Origin of the sequence: Brevundimonas sp. (genome assembly GCF_036677305.1) — a bacterium.
Classification (GTDB): domain Bacteria; phylum Pseudomonadota; class Alphaproteobacteria; order Caulobacterales; family Caulobacteraceae; genus Brevundimonas.
Window position 1 is genome coordinate 1 of record NZ_JAKFEB010000023.1, and the last position, 18,506, is coordinate 18,506.

Genomic DNA, 18,506 nt, shown 5'->3' on the forward strand with positions numbered 1-18,506 from the left:
GACGCCTGGTGGAGCGCCCACCAGCGCTACGGCAAACTGCCGTGGAAAGACGTCCTGCTGCCGGTCGCGGAGCTGTGCGAGGAGGGCGTGCCCATGCCCCAGCTGATCGCCTGGTACCTCGAACGGAACATGGCCGGCTTCGACCGCCGCGCGGCCATCATCGAGGAGAACGACAACCGAAAGAAGGTCTACGCCCCGGGCGGCCGCACCCCCGCCGTCGGCGAGGTCTTCGCCAACCCCGACCTCGGCCGCACCCTGCGCCTGATCGCCGAGGGCGGCCGCGACGCCTTCTATGAGGGCGTCATCGCCGACCACATCGAACGCTATTTCCGCCGCATCGGCGGCTGGATGACCAAGGCCGATCTCAGCCCCCACCGCACCGAATGGGTCGAGCCGATCCGCACCGACTATCGCGGCGTCGACGTCTACGGCCTCGGGCCGAATACGCAGGGCCTGTCGACCAACCAGATCCTCAACATCTGCGAGAATTTCGACCTGAAAGGCATGGGCTTCCAGTCCGCCGCCTCGATCCACCATCAGGCCGAGGCCAAGCGGCTGGCGTTCGAGGACCGGGCCAAATGGTTCGCCGATGACCGGTTCAGCCGCACCCCCGTGGAGTATCTGAACTCGAAAGCCTACGCCGCCGAGCGCGCCCGCCTGATCCGCCCCGACCGCGTCATGGACCGCGCCTTCCCGGGCGACGCCCCGACCCAGGGCGACACGACGTATTTCAGCGTCGCCGACAGGGACGGCATGATGGTCAGCTGGATCCAGTCCAACTACCGCGGCATGGGCTCGGGCCTCGTCGCCGACGACGGCGAGGGCCGGACGCTGGGCTTCATGTTCCAGGACCGCGGCGAGCTGTTCGCCCTGACCGACGGCCACCCCAACGTCTACGCGCCGGGCAAACGCCCCTTCCACACCATCATCCCCGGCTTCGCCTGCAAGGGCGGCGAGCCCTGGATGGCCTTCGGGGTCATGGGCGGCGGCATGCAGCCGCAGGGCCAGGCCCAGATCATCATCAACATGGTCGACTACGGCCTCGACCCGCAGGAGGCCGGCGACAGCCCGCGCTGGCAGCACGAAGGCTCGTCCGAACCCACCGGCCATCCGTCCGAAGGCGTCGGGACCCTGTTCCTCGAAACGGGCGTCCCGGCGGCGTCGAAGGCGCAGCTCGAGGCCATGGGCTGGGTCCTCGGCGGTCCCAACGGCGGCTTCGGCGGCTATCAGAACGTGGTGCGCCAGACCAACGGTCGCGGCCCCTGGACCTACGGCGCGGCGACGGAGATGCGGAAGGACGGGGTCGCCCTGGCCTACTGACCCGCCACCTGTCCGACACAATCCCCGGTGAAACCTTGCACACGCGCAGGTGTTCGCGCGCATGACCGGGGGTTCTGATGATCGCACTGTTCGCCGCCGCCGCGCTTCTCGCCGGCGCGCCCTGCAACCCGCCGTCGGGGGTGGAAGCCCTCTGGACGCCCGACCACCGCTTCATCGTCGTGGGCGAGATCCACGGTACGACCGAGGCTCCGGCGGCCTTCGCCCAGATCGTCTGCGCCGCCACGGAACAGGGTCCTGTCACCGTGGCCCTGGAGCTGCCCACCGAGATGCAGCCCCGGCTCGACGCCTTCATGGCGGCGACCGACGACGCCTCCGCCGAGGCGCTGCTGCACGACACCTTCTTCTGGGAGACCGATCCCGAACGGCAGGACGGGCGCAGCAGCGTGGCCATGCTGGAGATGATGCAGTCGGTCCGCCGCCTGAAGGCCGCGGGCCGCGACGTGACCCTTCGCGGCTTCCAGCCGTCCAATCCGAGGCCCGCGACCTTCGACCAGAACTACTATGAGCTGGATATGGCCGTGGAGCTGGCGCACGCCGCAGCCGAGCGACCCGAGTCGCGCGTGCTGGTCCTCGTCGGCAACATTCACGCCAGCAAGACCCGGTTCGACCGGTTCGACCTCATGCCGGCCGCCGCCCATCTGCCGCGCAAGGCCACCCTGACGCTGAACGTCGCCCAGCAGGGCGGCCAGTCGTGGAGTTGTCAGGCTGAAGGGTGCCGCGCCCACGACTCCATGGAGCGTTACGACACGACCGCGCGGGGGATCGTCATGGGATCCGCCGCCGAAGGCGCCTATGACGGCGTCATCGCCGTCGGGCCGTGGACCGCATCGCCGCCGGTTGGAGCGCGGGCCGTTCCCGCGCCCTGACATCAGTCCGCCGTGATCTCTTCCGGCTCCAGCTCATAGACCGTCGCGCAATATTCGCAGGTCACCCGGATCTTGCCGTCGGCCTCGACCATCTCGGCCCGCTCCTCGGGCTTGAACGAGGTCAGGACGCCGGCGATGCGGTCGCGCGAACAGCGGCACTGGGCCACCAGCGCCCGCGCGTCCTCCAGCCGCACGCCGTCCTCGTGGAACAGGCGGAACAGAAGAGTCTCCGGCGTGATCGTCGGGTCCAGCAGTTCGTCGTCGCCCAGCGTCTGGAACAACGCCCGCGACCGGTCCCACGCCTCCTCGGTCGAGCCGCGCGCGGCGTCTCCGGCGATCAGCTGGATCAACGCCCCGCCGGCCCGCCAGCCGGCGCCCGCCTCGGTCACGACCGAGCCGACCGACAGCCGCACCTTGGTCGGGATCTGCTCGGACTGCTGGAAATAGTGTTCGGCCGCCAGCGACAGGCTCTCGCCCTCGATCGGCGTGATCCCCTGCGTCCGCTCGAAATCGGGACCGCGGTCCAGCGTCATCACGAACACGCCCTGCCCCAGCAGCGAACGGGCGCCGGGCCGGGCGAAGCCCTGCGACGCCGCGGCGACCTCGTCCTCGTCGAACCGGCAATAGCCGCGCATATGCCCCTGGGTGTCGTAGTCGGCGACGACATAGCGCACCGGCCCGTCGCCCTGCGCCTGCACGATCAGCCGGCCCTCGAACTTCAGGCTCGACCCCACCAGCGCCGCCAGGGCGCAGGCCTCGCCCAGCAGGGCCGCGACCGGCTCGGGATAGTTATGCGCCGACAGGATGGCGTCGATGGTCTCGCCCAGACGCACCAGCCGCCCGCGCACGGGCCAGCCCTCGATCTGGAAGGCGGCGGCCAGATCGTCGGCGGGGTTGGCGGGCGAAGGCGACGTATGCGCGTGATCGGTCACGGGCGATCCTCAAGCTGGGATGGGCGGAACGCGCCTAGATAGGGAACGCATGGAGCGATTAGAAGGCGGCGGCTCCATTCCCTTCTTTCGTCATCCTCCGGCAAGCCGCGCAGCGGCGCAGACCGGGGGACCCAGTGGCGCCGCGACGGCGGCGAAACACCACTGTCTCCGGGATTGGCGCGCTCGACAGGTTCGCGCTCCCGCGCGTCGCTGGGTCCCCCGGTCTCGCTGCGCTCGCCGGAGGATGACGAAAGGAAGGTGCAGCAGATTCCGATGCAGTTACGTTCTTCCAGGCGCCCCGAGCCTTGCCCGGCCCCGGAATGACGGGGATACAGGTTCCACGCCCCAAGGATGAGTCCGCGACCATGACCAAAGCGACCCTCAAGCCCCTGAACCAGCAAGCGATCGTCATCACCGGCGCGACCTCGGGCATCGGTCTGGCCACGGCGCGGCGGGCGGCCAAGGCCGGGGCCTGCGTCTTCCTGATCGCGCGCGGCGAAAGCGACCTCAAGGCCCTGTGCGAGGAACTGCAGGGCGCCGGCGCCCGCGCCGCCTGGGCCGTCGCCGACGTGGCCGACCATGACGCCCTGGCCGAGGCGGCGGAGAAATGCATCCGCCTGTTCGGCGGCTTCGACACCTGGATCAACAACGCCGGGGTCTCGATCTACGGCAATATCAGCGCCACCAACCTCGACGACCAGCGACGGCTGTTCGAGACCAACTACTGGGGCGTGGTCAACGGTTCGCTGGTGGCGGCCGAACACCTGCGCGGGCGCGAGGGCGGCGGCGCCGTCATCAATGTCGGCTCCATCATGTCAGACGCCCCCCTGCCCATCCAGGGCGTCTATTCGGCCTCCAAACACGCTGTGAAGGGCTTCACCAACGCCCTGCGCATGGAGCTGATGCACGAAGGCGCCCCGATCACCGTCAGCCTGGTCAAGCCGGCCGCGGTGGACAGCCCCTACAGCAAGCATGCGCGCAATCTCACCGGCTATGCGATCCAGCGCCCCCAGCCCGTCTATGCGACCCACGTCGTGGCCGACACCATCCTGTACTGCGCCAGCCATCCGATCCGAGAGATCACCGTGGGCGGCGGCGGCCGCCTGATCGCCAGCTTCTATTCCGCCCTGCCCGGTCTGGCGGAACCACTTCTGGCCCGGTTCGCTCCTAGCCTCATGCGGGACAGGAGTTCCGCCTATCAGCCGTTCGACGACGGGCTCTACGACCCGACGGACGACGGCCTCGATGAAGAGGTTTACTATCCCATGGTCCGCCAGTTTTCCGCCCTCGCTGAAGTCCGCAAGCATCCGGGCATCACCGGCGGCGTCGTCGCCGTTCTCGCCGGCGTCGGCCTAGCCGCCCTGCTGCTGAACCAGCGCTCGGGTCCGACCCGTTACGAGCGCCTTCGCGGCCGCATCGACCCGCGCGGCTGGGTCGATACGCACGCCCTGCGCGATCGCTTCGGCGATCTGGCCGAGACCGTGCGCCACAGCTTCGCCGACGCCGGCGAACGCGCCTCCGACATGGGCGACGAGGCCCGTCATCGCGGCGAGCGCATCCTGCACGGCGCAAGACATTCCTCGCGCAAGGCCTTGAAGAAGCACGGCAAGACGGCCCGGCGCTACGCCCACGAAGCCGGAGCCTACGCCAAGGATCACGCCCGCGAGGGCGGCGCCGCCCTCGCCCTTCTGACCATCGCCGCCGCCATCGGCGCGGCCGCCATGGACGCCCGCCGCCCCGACAGCCGCCTGCGCAGCCTTGGAAAATTCTGAGGCCTTAGTCCGTTCTTGACCTGTCGAGCGCCGGTCGCCCCCTGCAGGGCGGCCGGCGCTTCAATTCGTGCGCTGTGGCGCGTCATCGGCGCACTCTGCGCACTGTGTGTTTCCGCCGGCATCCAGCCATTGCTGCAACTGCGAAGGTAGGCCAAGCTCCCCCTCATGGCTGATCCGGCGACCTTCGTCTTCGACTTCGACTCCACCCTCGTCCGCATCGAGACGCTGGAGGCCCTGGCCGATATCGCCCTGGCCGGCGCGCCAGACGCCGACACCGTCCGCGCCGAGATCGTCCGCCTGACCGATCAGGCCATGACCGGTGAAATCCCTTTCGGGGAGGCCCTGCGCCGCCGCCTCGAACTGCTGCCCCTGACCCGCGACCATGTCGCCGAACTGGCGGGCCGGATCCTCGACGAGGGCACGCCCTCGGTCCGCCGCAACCTGCGCTTCTTCCACGAGAACGCCGACAGCATCGCCATCCTGTCGGGCGGCTTTCGCGAGGTCATCGCCCCCCTCGCCGCCCATCTGCACATCCCGCCGGAACGGGTGATCTGCAACGACCTGACGTACGACGCGGACGGCCGCGTCACCGGCGTCGATCCGGACAATCCGCTGGCCCACGCGGGCGGCAAGTCGATCGCGGTCAAGGCCCAGGCCTTCCCTCATCCCGTGATCATGATCGGCGACGGCTGGACCGACGCCGAGGTCCGTCTGTCCGGCGCCGCCGACCGCTTCCACGCCTTCACCGAGATCGTCCGCCGCGACCGCGTCGCGGCCGCCGCCGACGTCGTCTCGCCGTCGATGGACGAGTTCCTGCACGCCGAGGGGCTCGCCGGCCGCTGGTCCTACCCCCGCGCCCGCATCCGCATCCTGCTGCTCGAGAACGTCCACCCCGCCGCCGTCGAACGCCTGCACGAGGCCGGCTATTCGGTCGAGACGGTCAGGGGCGCGCTGGACGAGGACGCCCTGATCGAGGCCCTGCAGGGCGTTCACGTGCTGGGCGTTCGCTCCAAGACCACCGTCAGCGCCCGCGTGCTCGAGGCCGCCCCGCGCCTGATGGCCATCGCCGCCTTCTGCATCGGGACCAACCAGATCGACCTCGAGGCGGCCTCGGCCAAGGGCGTCGCCGTCTTCAACGCCCCCTATTCCAACACCCGCTCGGTGGTCGAGCTGGCCGTCGGCCTGACCATCGCCCTGATGCGGGACGTCGCCGACAAGTCCGCCGCCATGCATCGCGGCGAATGGAACAAGTCCGCGACCGGCTCGCGCGAACTGCGCGGCAAGACCCTCGGCATCGTCGGCTACGGCGCCATCGGCTCCCAGCTGTCCGTCCTGGCCGAGGGCCTGGGCATGCGCGTGATCTTCCACGACCTGACCGAGCGTCTGGCGCTGGGCAACGCCCGCCGCATGGCCTCGCTGGACGGCCTGCTGGCCGAAAGCGACGTCGTCAGCCTCCACGTCGACGGCCGCGCCGACAACACCGCCCTCATCGACGCCGCCCGGCTGTCGAGGATGAAGCCGGGCGCCCTGCTGGTGAACCTGTCGCGCGGCCATGTCGTCGACATCGGCGCTCTCGCCCAGGCCCTCGGCGCGGGCCGCATCGGGGGCGCGGCCATCGACGTCTTCCCCGAAGAGCCGGCGACCAACGCGGATCCTTTCGACAGTCCCCTGCGCGGCCTGCCCAACGTCATCCTGACCCCCCACATCGGCGGCTCGACCGAGGAGGCCCAGGAAGCCATCGGCGAATTCGCCGCCGAACGCCTGCTGGCCTATCTGAACCGGGGCGACACCACCTTCTGCGTCAACCTGCCGAACGTGCAGCTGGCCGAGGTTTCGGGGGCCCACCGCATCCTGCATATCCACCGCAACCAGCCCGGCGTCCTGGCCGAGCTGAACCGCGAACTGGCCGCCGCCGGCCTGAACATCCTCGGCCAGCACCTGAAGACCGACGAGCGCACCGGCTACGTCATCACCGACGTCGACCGCGACTACGACCCCGAGGCGCTGCGCGCCCTGCGAAGTGTTGCCGGAACGCTGCGCTTCCGGATGCTGCACTGAAACCTTCCCTGACGGCATCTTGCGCCGACGCGAAACCGGCGCACACTGCCCTCAACGGTCGCATCGTGACGGCCGAGGGAGGATCATCGATGTCTCGTTTCCTGCGCGGCGCCGCGCTTGCCGCACTGACGGTCGCAGCGACCGCCGCCATGGCCTCGGCCGCCAGCGCCCAGACCTACAACCGCCTGGTCGTGTTCGGCGACAGCCTCAGCGACAACGGCAACCTGTACGCCGTCTCGGGCCAGCCCACCTCGCCGCCCTACTATCAGGGCCGCTTCTCCAACGGTCCGGTCTTCACCGAGCTTCTGGGCTTCAACGCCGGACGCTTCACGGCCGGCGCGCCGGTCACCGGCAGCGTCAACTACGCCTTCGGCGGCGCCCGGACCGACAGTTCCGCCAGCCCTCCCGGAATGCGGAACCAGCTGCTGGCCTACACCGGCGCGGGCGGCACGTTCGGCGCCAATGATCTGGTCAGCATCCTCGGCGGGGCCAACAACATCTTCCAGGCCGTCCCGGCGGCCGCGGTCTCGCCGAACCCGACCGGGGCGATCCAGCCGGTGGCGCTGGCCGCGGCGGCTGACATCAACTTCATCGTCAACAGCGTGGCCGGCGCCGGCGCGGGCACCATTCTGGTCTCCAACCTGCCGAACCTCGCCCTGACGCCGCAGTTCAACCAGGGCCCGGGCGCCCCCGCGGCCCCGCTGGCCGACTATGCAGGCACCCAGTTCAACGGAGCCCTGCTCAACGGCCTGATGACCACGGCCGCCGCCCGTCCGGGGACCAACATCATCCTGATGGACCTGTACAAGATCGGCTCGACCCTGGCCGGAAATCCGGGCCTCTTCGGCCTGACCAATGCGCGCGACGCCTGCTTCAACGGCGTCAGCGTCTGCGCCGCCCCGGGCAGCTATCTGTACTGGGACAGCGTGCACCCGACGGCGGCCGGCCATCAGTTGCTCGCCCGTCTGGCCACCGACTACCTCTACTACGGCGACATCGGCGCCCAATCGACGGTCCAGGCTGAAACCGGCTTCCGCCAGCGCGAGGACCTGCTGGACCTGTCCAGCGAGGGCCTGTCGGGACGCGCCTCCTGGGAGGCCGGCACCCACCTGACCTTCGGCGTCATCGCCGACAGCGTCGAGATCGACGCCCGCGGCCCTGTCGCGGCGGCGGACGCCACCGGCTGGGGCATCCGCGCCGGCCTGGACCATGTCATGTCCGACAAAGGCCGCATGGGCTTCACCGCCACCTACCGGACGGCCGAGGTCGAGGCGGGCCCGATGGCGTTCGACGTCGAGTCCTGGGCCTTCGACGCCTTCGCCGGCTGGCGGTCGGGCTCCACCTTCGTCAACGCCACGGCCGGCGGCTCGGTCGACCACTATGACGACATCAGCCGCATCACCTCGCTGGCTCCCATCGTCCACAGCGGCGAAACGGACGGCGGCAGCGTCGGCGCCCGTCTGCAGGGCGGCATGTGGTTCGACATGGGCGGCATCGGCCTGTCGCCGCGCGTGGCGGTCACCTGGGTCTCGACCGACGTCAACGGCTATACCGAACTGGGCGTCGGCGCCCAGTACGAATACCAGGACCGCACCGTCCAGGCCTTCAGCGGGGAAGTCACCCTGCGGGCCGAAGGCGGCGGCGACGGCTTCACCTTCTATGCCGAGGGCGGCTATCGCGATGCGTTCGCCGACAGCAGCGACGACGTGGGTACGCGCATCACCGCCAACCCGGCGCAGATCCTGTCCCGGGAGATCGAGAATCCGTTCGGCGGTTCCCTGATCGCCTCGGCCGGCGTCGACGCCGACCTCGGCCCGGTCAGCATGAACATCGGCTACCGCGGCCGCTTCGGCGACCAGGCCGACGCCCACGTGGGCGCGATCACCTTCCGCCTGCCGCTGTAGGTCGACGACACCACGGAAAAAGGGCGCGCGATCCAGCCGGGTCGCGCGCCTTTTCGTTCCATCCTGCGACGAACTGCCACCCCGGTTCGCCCCAAAGTGGCCCCAGCGACCCCCGAAAAGCGCCCCTCACCGGTCGCTGGCCGCAGTGTGTCGCGTTTGTTGCGGCCCGTCGGCGCCCCTCCCCCACGCTCTTCCGAGCTGAAAACGGAGCCGCCGCCGCATGCGACGCCTGTTGCCGACCGCCCGGTCGTTTCTCATCCATTCCGGCCAGGCCGCCGTGCTGGCCGGCGTCGCCGTGCTGGCCATGGCCGCCGCGCCCCTGTCGCAGCCCGATCCCGTCGGCCCGGTCGAATCCTTCGCCATTCCCGAGGCTCCGCCCGTCACCGCCGTGGCCGAGGCCGCCGGCCCGATCACCCGCCTGATCGCCTTCGACACGCCGGTGAAGGGCTATGCGATCAACTCGCCGTTCGGCCCGCGCCGGATGCCCGGCCAGGCCCGACGCAACCATGAGGGCGTCGATATCGCGGCGCCCCAGGGCACCGGGGTCTTCGTCTCCGCCGAAGGCTCCGTCGTCCGCACCGGCTATGACGCCGGCGGCTATGGCCGGTTCGTGGAAATCCGCCACCCCAACGGCATGACCACCCTTTACGGCCATCTCAGCCGGCTGGACGTGGCCTCGGGCGACCGCGTCGACGGCGGACAACGCATCGGCCTTGTGGGATCGACCGGGCGTTCGACCGGCCCCCACCTGCATTTCGAGGTTCGCCGCGGCGACCGTCAGGTCAACCCGGTCAAGGTCATGGGCCACGAATTCACGGTTGTGGTTCGGGCAACCTCAGCCTGAATTATTACGATACGGCGACGGTTTCTTCACTACTCCTCCGCGATAGTCGGTGCGGGAGGGCGTGTTGGAACGCATCATCTACAGCATCGCGTTCGATCATGACTGGCGCTGGACACTGGCCGCCGGTCTCATCGGCGTTCTCGGCGTGGGGACCTCCCTCCGCCTGCTCTTCCAGAAGAAGCGATTCACGCCCGTCGAGCGGCGGCGTCGCGTCGTCGTGGGCTCCTTTGTCGGCGGTCTGACCGCCTTCTCCACCCATTTCCTGGCCATGCAGGGCTACAGGGCCGGAGGGGAGATCCGGTACGACATCGCCCTGACCATCGGCTCCCTCCTCGTGGTTCTGGCCGGCCTCGGCCTGGCCTGCGGACTCGCCATGATGCGACCCAGCCGGCCGGTTCGCGGCGCGACCGCCCTGCTGGCGTTTTCGGGCATCGTCGCGATGCATTTCCTCGGCATGGCGGCCCTGGAAGTCCCGGGCCGCATCAGCTGGGACGCCGGCTATGCGGTCCTTTCGGTCATCGGCGGCCTGACGATCGCGGGGCTCAGCGGCTTTGCGCTGGGTCGCGGCAGGGTCCGACTGATCGTGTCCAGCCTCGGCGGCGCCCTGTCGGTCATGGTTCTTCACTTCACGGCCATCGCGGGTATGACCATTACGCCCCGGGCGGCGCCGCCCGCCGACGGCCTGGCCGTCTCCAGCCTGATGATGAGCGCGGTCCTCGCCGCCATGATGGCCGGCATCGTCGGCGTCGTCGCCGTCCTCACATGGCTGGACTGGCGGACCCGTTCGGGCGCCATGGCGCGAATTCGCGAAGCGATCGACGCCATGCCCGACGGTATGGCCTTCTATGATTCGGACGACCGGCTGGCGCTGTGGAACCACCGCTACGCCGAGGTGAACCCGGAACTGTCGTCGAACCTCCAGGTGGGCATGACCTTCCGCGAGATCCTCAGGATCGGCCTGGCCGAACACCTCTACGCCGACGCTGTCGGGCGCGAGGAGGCGTGGATCGCCGAGCGTCTGGAGTCGCGCAAGGCGCTGACCACCACGATCGAGCAGCGTATCGCCGGCGACCGGTGGCTTCGCGTGTCCGACCGCCGGACGGCCGCGGGCGGCATCGTCACCGTCTGCACCGACATCACCGACCTCAAGAACCACGCCGCCGCCCTGTCCGAAGCCCGCGACGCCGCCCAGGCGGCCAGCAGCGCCAAGAGCCAGTTCCTGGCCAATATGAGCCACGAAATCCGCACGCCCCTGAACGGGGTCATCGGTCTGGCCCAGGTCATGGCCCGGACCGAGCTGTCGACCGGCCAGCGGGAAATGCTGGAGCTTATCCAGTCCTCCGGCCGCACCCTGCAGGTCCTGCTCAGCGACATCCTCGACCTCGCCCGCGTCGAGTCCGGGCGGCTCGAGCTGTCGGAAGAGATCTTCGACCTCGGCTGCGCCGTCCGCGAGGCGGCCCGGCTGTATGAAAGCGCGGCCAGCGAGAAGGGCCTGCAGTTCTTCGTCGAGATCGCGCCCGAGGCCGACCGCTGGATCGCCGGCGACGTCGTCCGGATCAAGCAGATCCTGACGAACCTCGTGTCCAACGCCGTGAAATTCACCAGCACCGGCTTCGTCAGCCTGACCGCTGCGCCCGGCCCGGATCGCGGCGGCGCGCCGACCCTGCGGTTCTCCGTCGAGGACACCGGCATCGGCTTCGATAGCGAGACGCGCGACCGCCTGTTCAGCCGTTTCGAACAGGCCGACGGCGCCATCACCCGCAAATTCGGCGGCTCCGGCCTCGGCCTCGCCATCTCGCGCGACCTGGCCGAAATGATGGGCGGCGACCTGGATTGCGAAAGCGAGCCCGGCGGCGGCTCGGCCTTCATCCTGACCATCCCCTTCCGTCCCGTGGAACAACCGGCGGCGGCCGGCATGGCCGTGATCGAGGCGGAGGACGGCGAACAGCCCGTGATCCGGGTCCTGCTGGCCGACGATCACCCGGTGAACCGAAAGGTCGTCGAACTGATCCTGGCCCAGGCTCCGGTCGAGGTCGTGTCGGTCGAGGACGGGGCCCAGGCCGTGCAGGCCTGCCGCGACGGCGACTACGACCTGATCCTCATGGATATGCAGATGCCGGTGATGGACGGTCTGACCGCCACCCGCGAGATCCGGCTGCACGAGGCGGCCATGGGCCTGCCCCGCACGCCCATCGTCATGCTGACCGCCAACGCCCTGCCCGAACACGTCGCCATGGGCGAGGCGGCGGGCGCCGACCGGCATCTGGCCAAGCCGTTCGATGCGGCCGAACTGCTGGAGCTGGTCGTCACCCTGCCCCGCGCCGCGGCCGAGGCGATCGCCGCCTGATCCCTATTCGTAGCCGTGCGCGGCTTCGTTGATGACCTGCGAGGGCATGGACGAGAAGTCCACGCTGACCGGCTGAGCCAGCTTGGCCCGGAAGGTCTTGATCACATGCTCCAGCCGTCGGCGGACCTCACGCTCGGCCTCCGTGCCGTCGGTCAGGTTCAAGGGGGCCAGGCAGAAATCGATGATGGCCGTGGGGTTGTTCAGCGGTTGCATGGAACGTCTCCTGCTTATTCGGCCGCCACGAACTGGGCGGTCTCGGTGGAATCCTTCAGCGCGGTCGTGGACGACTGGCCGTTGGAGATGACAGTGGCGACCTGGTCGAAATAGCCGGTGCCGACCTCGCGCTGGTGGCGGGTGGCCGTGTAGCCGGCCGCCTCATTGGCGAACTCGCGCTGCTGCAGTTCGGAATAGGCGGCCATGCCCCGCTCGCGGTAGCCGTCGGCCAGCTCGAACATGCTGTTGTTCAGGCTGTGGAAGCCCGCCAGGGTCACGAACTGGAATTTGTAGCCCATGGCCCCCAGTTCGCGCTGGAATTTCGCGATGGTGGCGTCATCCAGCTTGGCCTTCCAGTTGAACGAGGGCGAGCAGTTGTAGGCCATCAGCTTGCCGGGGTGCTCGCGGTGCACGGCCTCGGCGAAGCGGCGGGCGTCGTCCAGATCGGGATGCGAGGTCTCCCACCACAGGACGTCGGCGTATTTCGCATACGACAGGCCGCGCGCGATGCAGTGGTCCAGCCCCGTCCCCGGCTTCAGCCGGAAGAAGCCTTCGGGCGTCCGGTTGTCGCGGTCGATGAAGGGGCGGTCGCGCTCGTCCACGTCCGAGGTGATCAGCTGGGCGCTCTCGGCGTCGGTGCGAGCCACCGTCAGCGTCGGCGTGCCCATGACGTCGGCGGCCAGGCGCGCGGCGATCAGGTTGCGCTCATGCGCCTGCGTCGGGATCAGCACCTTGCCGCCCAGATGGCCGCACTTCTTCTCGCTGGCCAACTGGTCCTCGAAATGGACGCCCGCGGCGCCGGCCTCGATGAAGGCCTTCATGATCTCGAAGCTGTTCAGGGGGCCGCCGAAGCCGGCTTCCGCGTCGGCGACGATGGGGGCGAACCAGTCGCGCTTCGCCCCGCCCTCGGCGTGTTCGATCTGGTCGGCGCGCTGCAGGGTGCGGTTGATGCGGCGGCACAGCTCGGGCGCGGCGTTGGCCGGATACAGCGACTGGTCCGGATACATGGCCCCGGCGGTATTGGCGTCCGCCGCCACCTGCCAGCCCGACAGATAGATGGCCTTCAGCCCCGCCCGGACCATCTGCATGGCCTGGTTGCCGGTGACCGCGCCCAGGGCGTTCACGAACGGCTCGTCGTGCAGCAGCTCCCACAGCCGGTTGGCGCCGCGCGTGGCAAGGGTGTGGGTGATCGGGACCGAGCCCCGCAGCCGCTGCACGTCCTCGGGCGTATAGGGCCGCTCGATGCCGTCGAAACGGCCGTAGGGCGAAGGGACGAGGTCGGCGAAGGTGGTCATGGCGGTCTCTGCTGAAGGACGCAGCCGGCGCTGCGGGTCTCGGGAAGCAGAACACGCCGAAGTCACGAATGACACAGAGCGTGCGCCAACTATGATGTCATTGGGTCATAGTATGACATTTATTGTTAAGTCATTTTGTGACCTAATACGGCCATGGACGCCGTGCCGGATCGCAAACTCTTCCTCGGCGGCCGCCTGAAGCGGCTGCGGCGGGAGCTGTCCCTCACCCAGACGGCCATGGCCGCCGACCTCGGCGTCTCCCCCAGCTACCTGAACCATATCGAGCGCAACCAGCGCCCCGTCTCCGCCCAGCTCCTCCTGAGACTGGCGGACACCTATGACGTCGATCTGCGCACGCTCGGCCAGTCCGGCGGTCCCGCGTCCGAGGCCGAACTGGCCGAGGCCTTCGCCGACCCGATCTTCCAGGGCCTGGCCGTGCCCCGCCACGAGATCATCCAGCTGGCCGAGGACCAGCCTGCCGCCGCCGACGCCCTGCTGCGCCTGTACCGCGCCTTCGCCGACCGCCGCACCCGCGACCGGGCCGAAACCGACGCCCTGGGGGGCCGCGACGACGACAGCCCCGCCGACTGGGTGCGCGAATACGTCCAGACACGCCGCAACCACTTCCCCGAGCTCGATGCGCTGGGCGAGGCCCTGTCCGAGGCGATCGACGCCGACAGCCCCGGCGAAGCCTTCGAAACCCGCGCGCGCGCCCGGCTTCTGGGGCGCCACGGCCTGACCGTCCGCACCCTGCCCGCCGAGGTCATGGTCGAATGGACCCGCCGCTACGACCCCCACCGCAAACGGTTGTTGCTGTCCGAGACCCTCGGCGCCTCGTCGCGGGCCTTCGCCGTCGCCTACCAGCTGGCCCTGGCCGAGCACGACGGCGAACTGACGGCGCTCGCGAACGCCGCCGGCGCGCCGGACGAAACCACCCGCCGCCTGCTGAAGATTTCCCTGACCAACACCCTCGCCGCCGCCGTGCTGATGCCCTACGCCGCCTTCCAGCGCACGGCCGAGGAGACGGCCTATGACATCGCCCGGCTTCAGGCCCGGTTCGGCGTCGGCTTCGAACAGGCCGCGCACCGCCTGACCACCCTGTCGAGGCCCACGGCGCGGGGCGTGCCCTTCTTCCTGATGCGGGTCGACCAGGCGGGCAACATCTCCAAACGCTTCGCCTCGAGCGCCTTCCCCTTCTCCCGCTTCGGCGGCGCCTGCCCTCGCTGGCGCCTGCACAGCGCCTTCCGCACGCCCGGCAGGATCGTCACCCAGATCATCGAGACGCCGGACGGAAGCCGCTGGTTCACCCTCGCCCGCACCGTGGACCGCCAGGGCCATGACGCCTTCACCGAGGGGCAGGATCTCGCCATCGGCCTGGGCTGCGAGCTGAAGCACGCCCATCGCCTCACCTACGCCCGCGGCATCGACCTGGCGGCCCCCGACGTGACGCCCATCGGCCCGGCCTGCCGCCTGTGCCACCGCCACCCCTGCGCCGAGCGCGCCGCTCCCCCGGTCGATCGGCCCCTCGCCGTCGACGACTGGGCCAAATCGATCAGTCCCTGGCCGTTCGCCGGCCCGGCGGATTGAGCCTTGAACCATATGCAACTTCAGGGGTTTGGACGGCTCAACCACCCAGGGCCCGCCGTGAATCCCGTATCGTTCGCCAGAAAGCACTGGCTCCTGATCCTCATCGTCTTCGAACTCATCCTCGCGGCCGGACTCATCGGCTGGCTCGCGGCGGGCGCTCTCCCCATGCCGGGCTGAACCGGAGGACCGGCCTCCGCCGCACCCCGGTCCGGCATTCGGAGGGTGTGTTAGAGGAATCGAAATCACGTCCGTGGGAGATGGAGTCCTCCCCGCACGTACACCGGTGACTGTGTGAGTCCTCCAGTACCCGCTGCATCGCCTCCCGAGGCTGATGAAGTCCTCATCCAGACCCGAAACCAGGGTCCGTCCGGCTCTCGCCCGCGCCTCCACGCGATCGACGCCATCCGCGGGTTCTGCCTGCTGAACATCTTCGTCAATCACCTGTCGGCGGGCGTCCTGACCCGGGCGTCGCCCTCCAACCTCGGCCTGTCCGACAGCGCCGACCTGTTCGTCCTGCTGGCGGGAATCTCCGCCTACCTGGCCTCGGGCGACCGTCGCTTCCGCGAGACCGCGGCCCGCCTGTGGCGGCGGGCGGGATCGCTCTATCTGTACAACCTCGTCCTCATCGCGGTCAGCCTCGCCGGTCTTGTGGCGCTCAGCCTGGTGGTGGGAGCGGATGTGCTTCTCGACGGCGGCGTCCTGCAGGCCCTGGCGCAGGCGGATATCGCGACTGCGACCTGGCGGCTGGTCACGTTCCAGCAGTCCGTCGGCTTTTCCATGGTGCTGCGGCTCTATGTGGCCCTCATGCTGATGGCGCCGGCGCTGATATGGCTCGCCCGCAAGGACTGGTGGCTTCCGCTGCCGCTCGTCATCGCCGTATGGGCGATCGCCGCCCAATTCGATCTGGTGGCGCGGGACAGCCTGACCGGCGTTCCGCTGACGCTCACCATCCTGCCCTGGACCCTGATCTTCGGGATCGGCGTGGCGCTCGGCGCCGCCTTGAAGCGCGAGGTTTCCCTGCCCCGCTCGCCCTGGCTTCTGGCCGGCGCCGTCTCGGTCGTCGTCGGCTACGTCGTCTTTCTGGTCATCGCGCGCGCCTGGCCGGAAGGGCAGGCCTGGCTGCTGGCCCGCAACGACAGCTTCCTGCTCGGGGCCAGCAAGACCTATCAGTCCCCGCTCCGGGTCCTGCACACCCTCTCTCTCGTCTACATATTCATGAGCTGCGCGCGGGCGCCGGTCCTGCGCCTCGTCCACCAGGTCGCGCCGGACAATGTCTTCGCCCGTCTGGGCCGCCGGTCCGCGGCGGTGTTCATGACCGGCGCCCTGATCGCCTTGCCGGCCAATGAACTTCTCAATCTCGCCGGCCGTCAGTGGGGCGCCGCCACCCTGCCCGCCCTTCTGGTCGAGGTCCTGTTCGTCGCAGCGGGCGTCGCCCTGATGATCGCGGTCGCCGACAGCGCCCCGCTGAAACCGTCGCCGGCCCACGGGGCGACATCGGATCTCAGGATCGATCCAGCGCTCGCCGGGCCGCTTCCAGTTCGGTCTTCATCACGGCCTTGAGCCGGGGCGGAGCGACGATCCCCACCTGATCGCCCCAGCTGAACAGGTGCCAGGCCAGCTCGCGCATGCCCGAGGCGCGGAACCGCACCACCACGCCCCCGTCGGCCTGCTCCTCCACCGTCTGCGTCGGATGCCAGCGCCAGGCCCGGGCCTCGGCGGCGCCCCCGGGCGTCACCCGCAGCACCACATCCTCGATCTCGTCCTGGTAGATGCCGAACGACTGGCTGGCGAAGACCTGCAGGTCGAAGTCCGCCGGCGGCGAGGCCGTCCCCGCCTCGGCCTTCACCGCGCTCATCCGGTCGAGGCGGAAGGTCTGGATGCGGCCGCTCTCGCGGTCGGCCGCGACCAGATAGTTGGCGCGTCCGAACATGACCCCGCACGGCGCCGCGCTGCGCCGCCGCGCCTCGGCGCCCGGCCGGCTGTAGATGAAGCCCAGCGGCTGGCCCGCCAGAATGGCCTGCCGGATCTCGGTCAGCACCGCCTCGTCCGCCGACGGCCGCGGCCCGGCCTGGACGGCGATGGTCTCGGCCCGCACCAGCGCTTCCAGATCCGGCGCCAGCCGGTTCAGCGTCGTCGACCGCATGGCCGACTTCAGCTTTCGCTCCAGCCCCTCCAGCGCCGCCGCTCGCCCGGGCTCTCCCGTCGCACGCAGGCCCTGCGCCGCCTTGTTCAGCTCGACCAGTTCCTCGGTCGTCGGCGCCTGCTCGAAGGCCGACAGACCCCCGCGGATGCGCCAGCGCTTGTTCGGCGGGTCCGACACCTCCTCGGCCTGAGGAAACAGCGCCAGAACGGCGTCGCGCAACCGTTCGGCCGAACGCCTGCCCACGCCGGCCTCGCGTGAAATCTCGTCGAGCGTGATCCCCTCGGCGCTGGCGGCCATGCGCCGCGCCATTTCAATCACCAGCGCCGCCTTGTCGTGTCTCATGCAACGAAAGTCGCATACGACCGTTTTTGACGCAACGCTGCTTCATGGTCGGTTTCAACAGAGACCCGAACCCCGGAGACATCCCATGGCCCGCGCTTTCGCCCCCCACGCTTCCGTCGCCCAGTCCCGTTACCTGATCGTGCCCTGCGACGCTGATGGTTGCGGCGACCTGGCCGTCATCTGGGACCGTCTGGAGGAACAGGTCATCGACGTCATCGATGCGAGCGCCAGCGCCCGTTACGCCGATGAGGACGCCCTGTGGGACGAGGCCCGCCCGGCCTTCGCCCCGGCCGAAGACTTCCGCATGGCGGCCTGATCAGTCGGGATACAGCCGGCGCATGTGCGCCAGCGACGCCTCGGCCATCTCCCGCAGCACGCCCAGGTCGATCTGGTCCAGCCGGTTGACGTACAGGCACGCCACGCTCGACTTCACCTTGCCCAGCCGCGCGATCATGTCGGCCTGCCCTTCGGCGCCCGACATGACGTAAAGCACCGTCTGCGCCTTGCGCGGCGAGAACCCCAGCCGGGGCGCATCGCCCTCATGGCCGCTGGCGTACCGGTAGTGATACTTCCCGAAGCCGATGATCGACGGCCCCCACATCGTCGCCGGTTCGCCGCTGATCTCCTCGAACAGGGCGCACAGGGTTTCGGCGTCGGCGCGGCGCTGAGGATTCTCTACGGCGGCGACGAAGTCGGCGACGGAGATGTCGGTGGGTTTGGTCCTGGCTTCGTATGCCATCTTCGGTTCTCGCTCAAACACTCATAGCGTGTTACGCGTTCACTGTGCCGACCATAGCCTTCTTCCACGGCGTCGCCATCCGCATGTTCTTCAATGACCATGCGCCGGCGCATTTTCACGCCT

At 69.4% G+C, this 18,506-nt stretch carries 15 protein-coding genes; 10 read left to right on the forward strand and 5 right to left on the reverse strand.

What is annotated here, in order from left to right:
- The coding region (locus V6M42_RS01365; RefSeq protein WP_332676633.1) for a gamma-glutamyltransferase family protein at window positions 1-1,320 on the forward strand (1,320 nt) is incomplete at its 5' end.
- Window positions 1,321-1,397: 77 nt separating this feature from the next.
- Window positions 1,398-2,207, forward strand: coding sequence for a hypothetical protein (locus V6M42_RS01370; RefSeq protein WP_332676635.1), 810 nt, complete (start codon window positions 1,398-1,400; stop codon window positions 2,205-2,207).
- A 2-nt stretch (window positions 2,208-2,209) separates the two neighbouring features.
- Here the strand turns inward: V6M42_RS01370 and V6M42_RS01375 are convergent, their stop codons facing one another.
- Window positions 2,210-3,139, reverse strand: a complete 930-nt coding sequence (locus V6M42_RS01375) for an Hsp33 family molecular chaperone (protein ID WP_332676637.1) — start codon at window positions 3,137-3,139, stop codon at window positions 2,210-2,212.
- A 365-nt stretch (window positions 3,140-3,504) separates the two neighbouring features.
- Between V6M42_RS01375 and V6M42_RS01380 the strand changes: the two genes are divergently transcribed.
- From V6M42_RS01380 to V6M42_RS01405, 5 genes are all read left to right on the forward strand, one after another.
- Window positions 3,505-4,911, forward strand: coding sequence for an SDR family oxidoreductase (locus V6M42_RS01380; protein WP_332676639.1), 1,407 nt, complete (start codon window positions 3,505-3,507; stop codon window positions 4,909-4,911).
- Between the two features lie 165 nt (window positions 4,912-5,076).
- Window positions 5,077-6,969: a phosphoglycerate dehydrogenase gene (gene serA, locus V6M42_RS01390; protein WP_442880905.1), complete on the forward strand. Its 1,893-nt coding sequence runs from the start codon at window positions 5,077-5,079 to the stop codon at window positions 6,967-6,969.
- An 89-nt stretch (window positions 6,970-7,058) separates the two neighbouring features.
- Window positions 7,059-8,873, forward strand: a complete 1,815-nt coding sequence (locus V6M42_RS01395) for an autotransporter domain-containing protein (RefSeq protein ID WP_332676641.1) — start codon at window positions 7,059-7,061, stop codon at window positions 8,871-8,873.
- 220 nt (window positions 8,874-9,093) lie between these two features.
- On the forward strand, window positions 9,094-9,717 hold the full coding sequence (locus V6M42_RS01400; protein ID WP_332659951.1) for a M23 family metallopeptidase: 624 nt from the start codon (window positions 9,094-9,096) through the stop codon (window positions 9,715-9,717).
- Window positions 9,718-9,778: 61 nt separating this feature from the next.
- A complete protein-coding gene (locus tag V6M42_RS01405) occupies window positions 9,779-12,064 on the forward strand; it encodes an ATP-binding protein (RefSeq protein WP_332676643.1) in 2,286 nt (761 codons plus the stop codon).
- A 3-nt stretch (window positions 12,065-12,067) separates the two neighbouring features.
- Here V6M42_RS01405 and V6M42_RS01410 read toward each other — a convergent pair whose 3' ends face one another.
- Both V6M42_RS01410 and aceA read right to left on the reverse strand, forming a co-directional pair.
- Window positions 12,068-12,277 (reverse strand): hypothetical protein, encoded by a 210-nt coding sequence (locus V6M42_RS01410; RefSeq protein WP_332659954.1) that lies wholly within the window; start codon window positions 12,275-12,277, stop codon window positions 12,068-12,070.
- Between the two features lie 14 nt (window positions 12,278-12,291).
- Window positions 12,292-13,572 (reverse strand): isocitrate lyase, encoded by a 1,281-nt coding sequence (aceA, locus tag V6M42_RS01415; protein WP_332676645.1) that lies wholly within the window; start codon window positions 13,570-13,572, stop codon window positions 12,292-12,294.
- Between the two features lie 153 nt (window positions 13,573-13,725).
- Here aceA and V6M42_RS01420 point away from each other — a divergent pair, with 153 nt between their 5' ends.
- Window positions 13,726-15,159 (forward strand): helix-turn-helix domain-containing protein, encoded by a 1,434-nt coding sequence (locus V6M42_RS01420; RefSeq protein ID WP_332676647.1) that lies wholly within the window; start codon window positions 13,726-13,728, stop codon window positions 15,157-15,159.
- Window positions 15,160-15,450: 291 nt separating this feature from the next.
- Window positions 15,451-16,719, forward strand: coding sequence for an OpgC domain-containing protein (gene opgC, locus V6M42_RS01425; protein ID WP_332676649.1), 1,269 nt, complete (start codon window positions 15,451-15,453; stop codon window positions 16,717-16,719).
- Here the strand turns inward: opgC and V6M42_RS01430 are convergent.
- Window positions 16,661-17,644: a helix-turn-helix transcriptional regulator gene (locus V6M42_RS01430; RefSeq protein ID WP_332659960.1), complete on the reverse strand. Its 984-nt coding sequence runs from the start codon at window positions 17,642-17,644 to the stop codon at window positions 16,661-16,663. The two genes, opgC and V6M42_RS01430, sit on opposite strands and share 59 nt — an antisense overlap.
- 85 nt (window positions 17,645-17,729) lie before the next feature.
- Here V6M42_RS01430 and V6M42_RS01435 point away from each other — a divergent pair, with 85 nt between their 5' ends.
- Window positions 17,730-17,960 carry a hypothetical protein gene (locus tag V6M42_RS01435; RefSeq protein ID WP_332659961.1) on the forward strand — a complete coding sequence of 77 codons (231 nt, stop codon included), beginning with the start codon at window positions 17,730-17,732 and terminating at the stop codon, window positions 17,958-17,960.
- Here the strand turns inward: V6M42_RS01435 and V6M42_RS01440 are convergent, their stop codons facing one another.
- Window positions 17,961-18,383 (reverse strand): DUF1801 domain-containing protein, encoded by a 423-nt coding sequence (locus tag V6M42_RS01440; protein ID WP_332676652.1) that lies wholly within the window; start codon window positions 18,381-18,383, stop codon window positions 17,961-17,963.
- Window positions 18,384-18,506 lie beyond the last annotated feature (123 nt).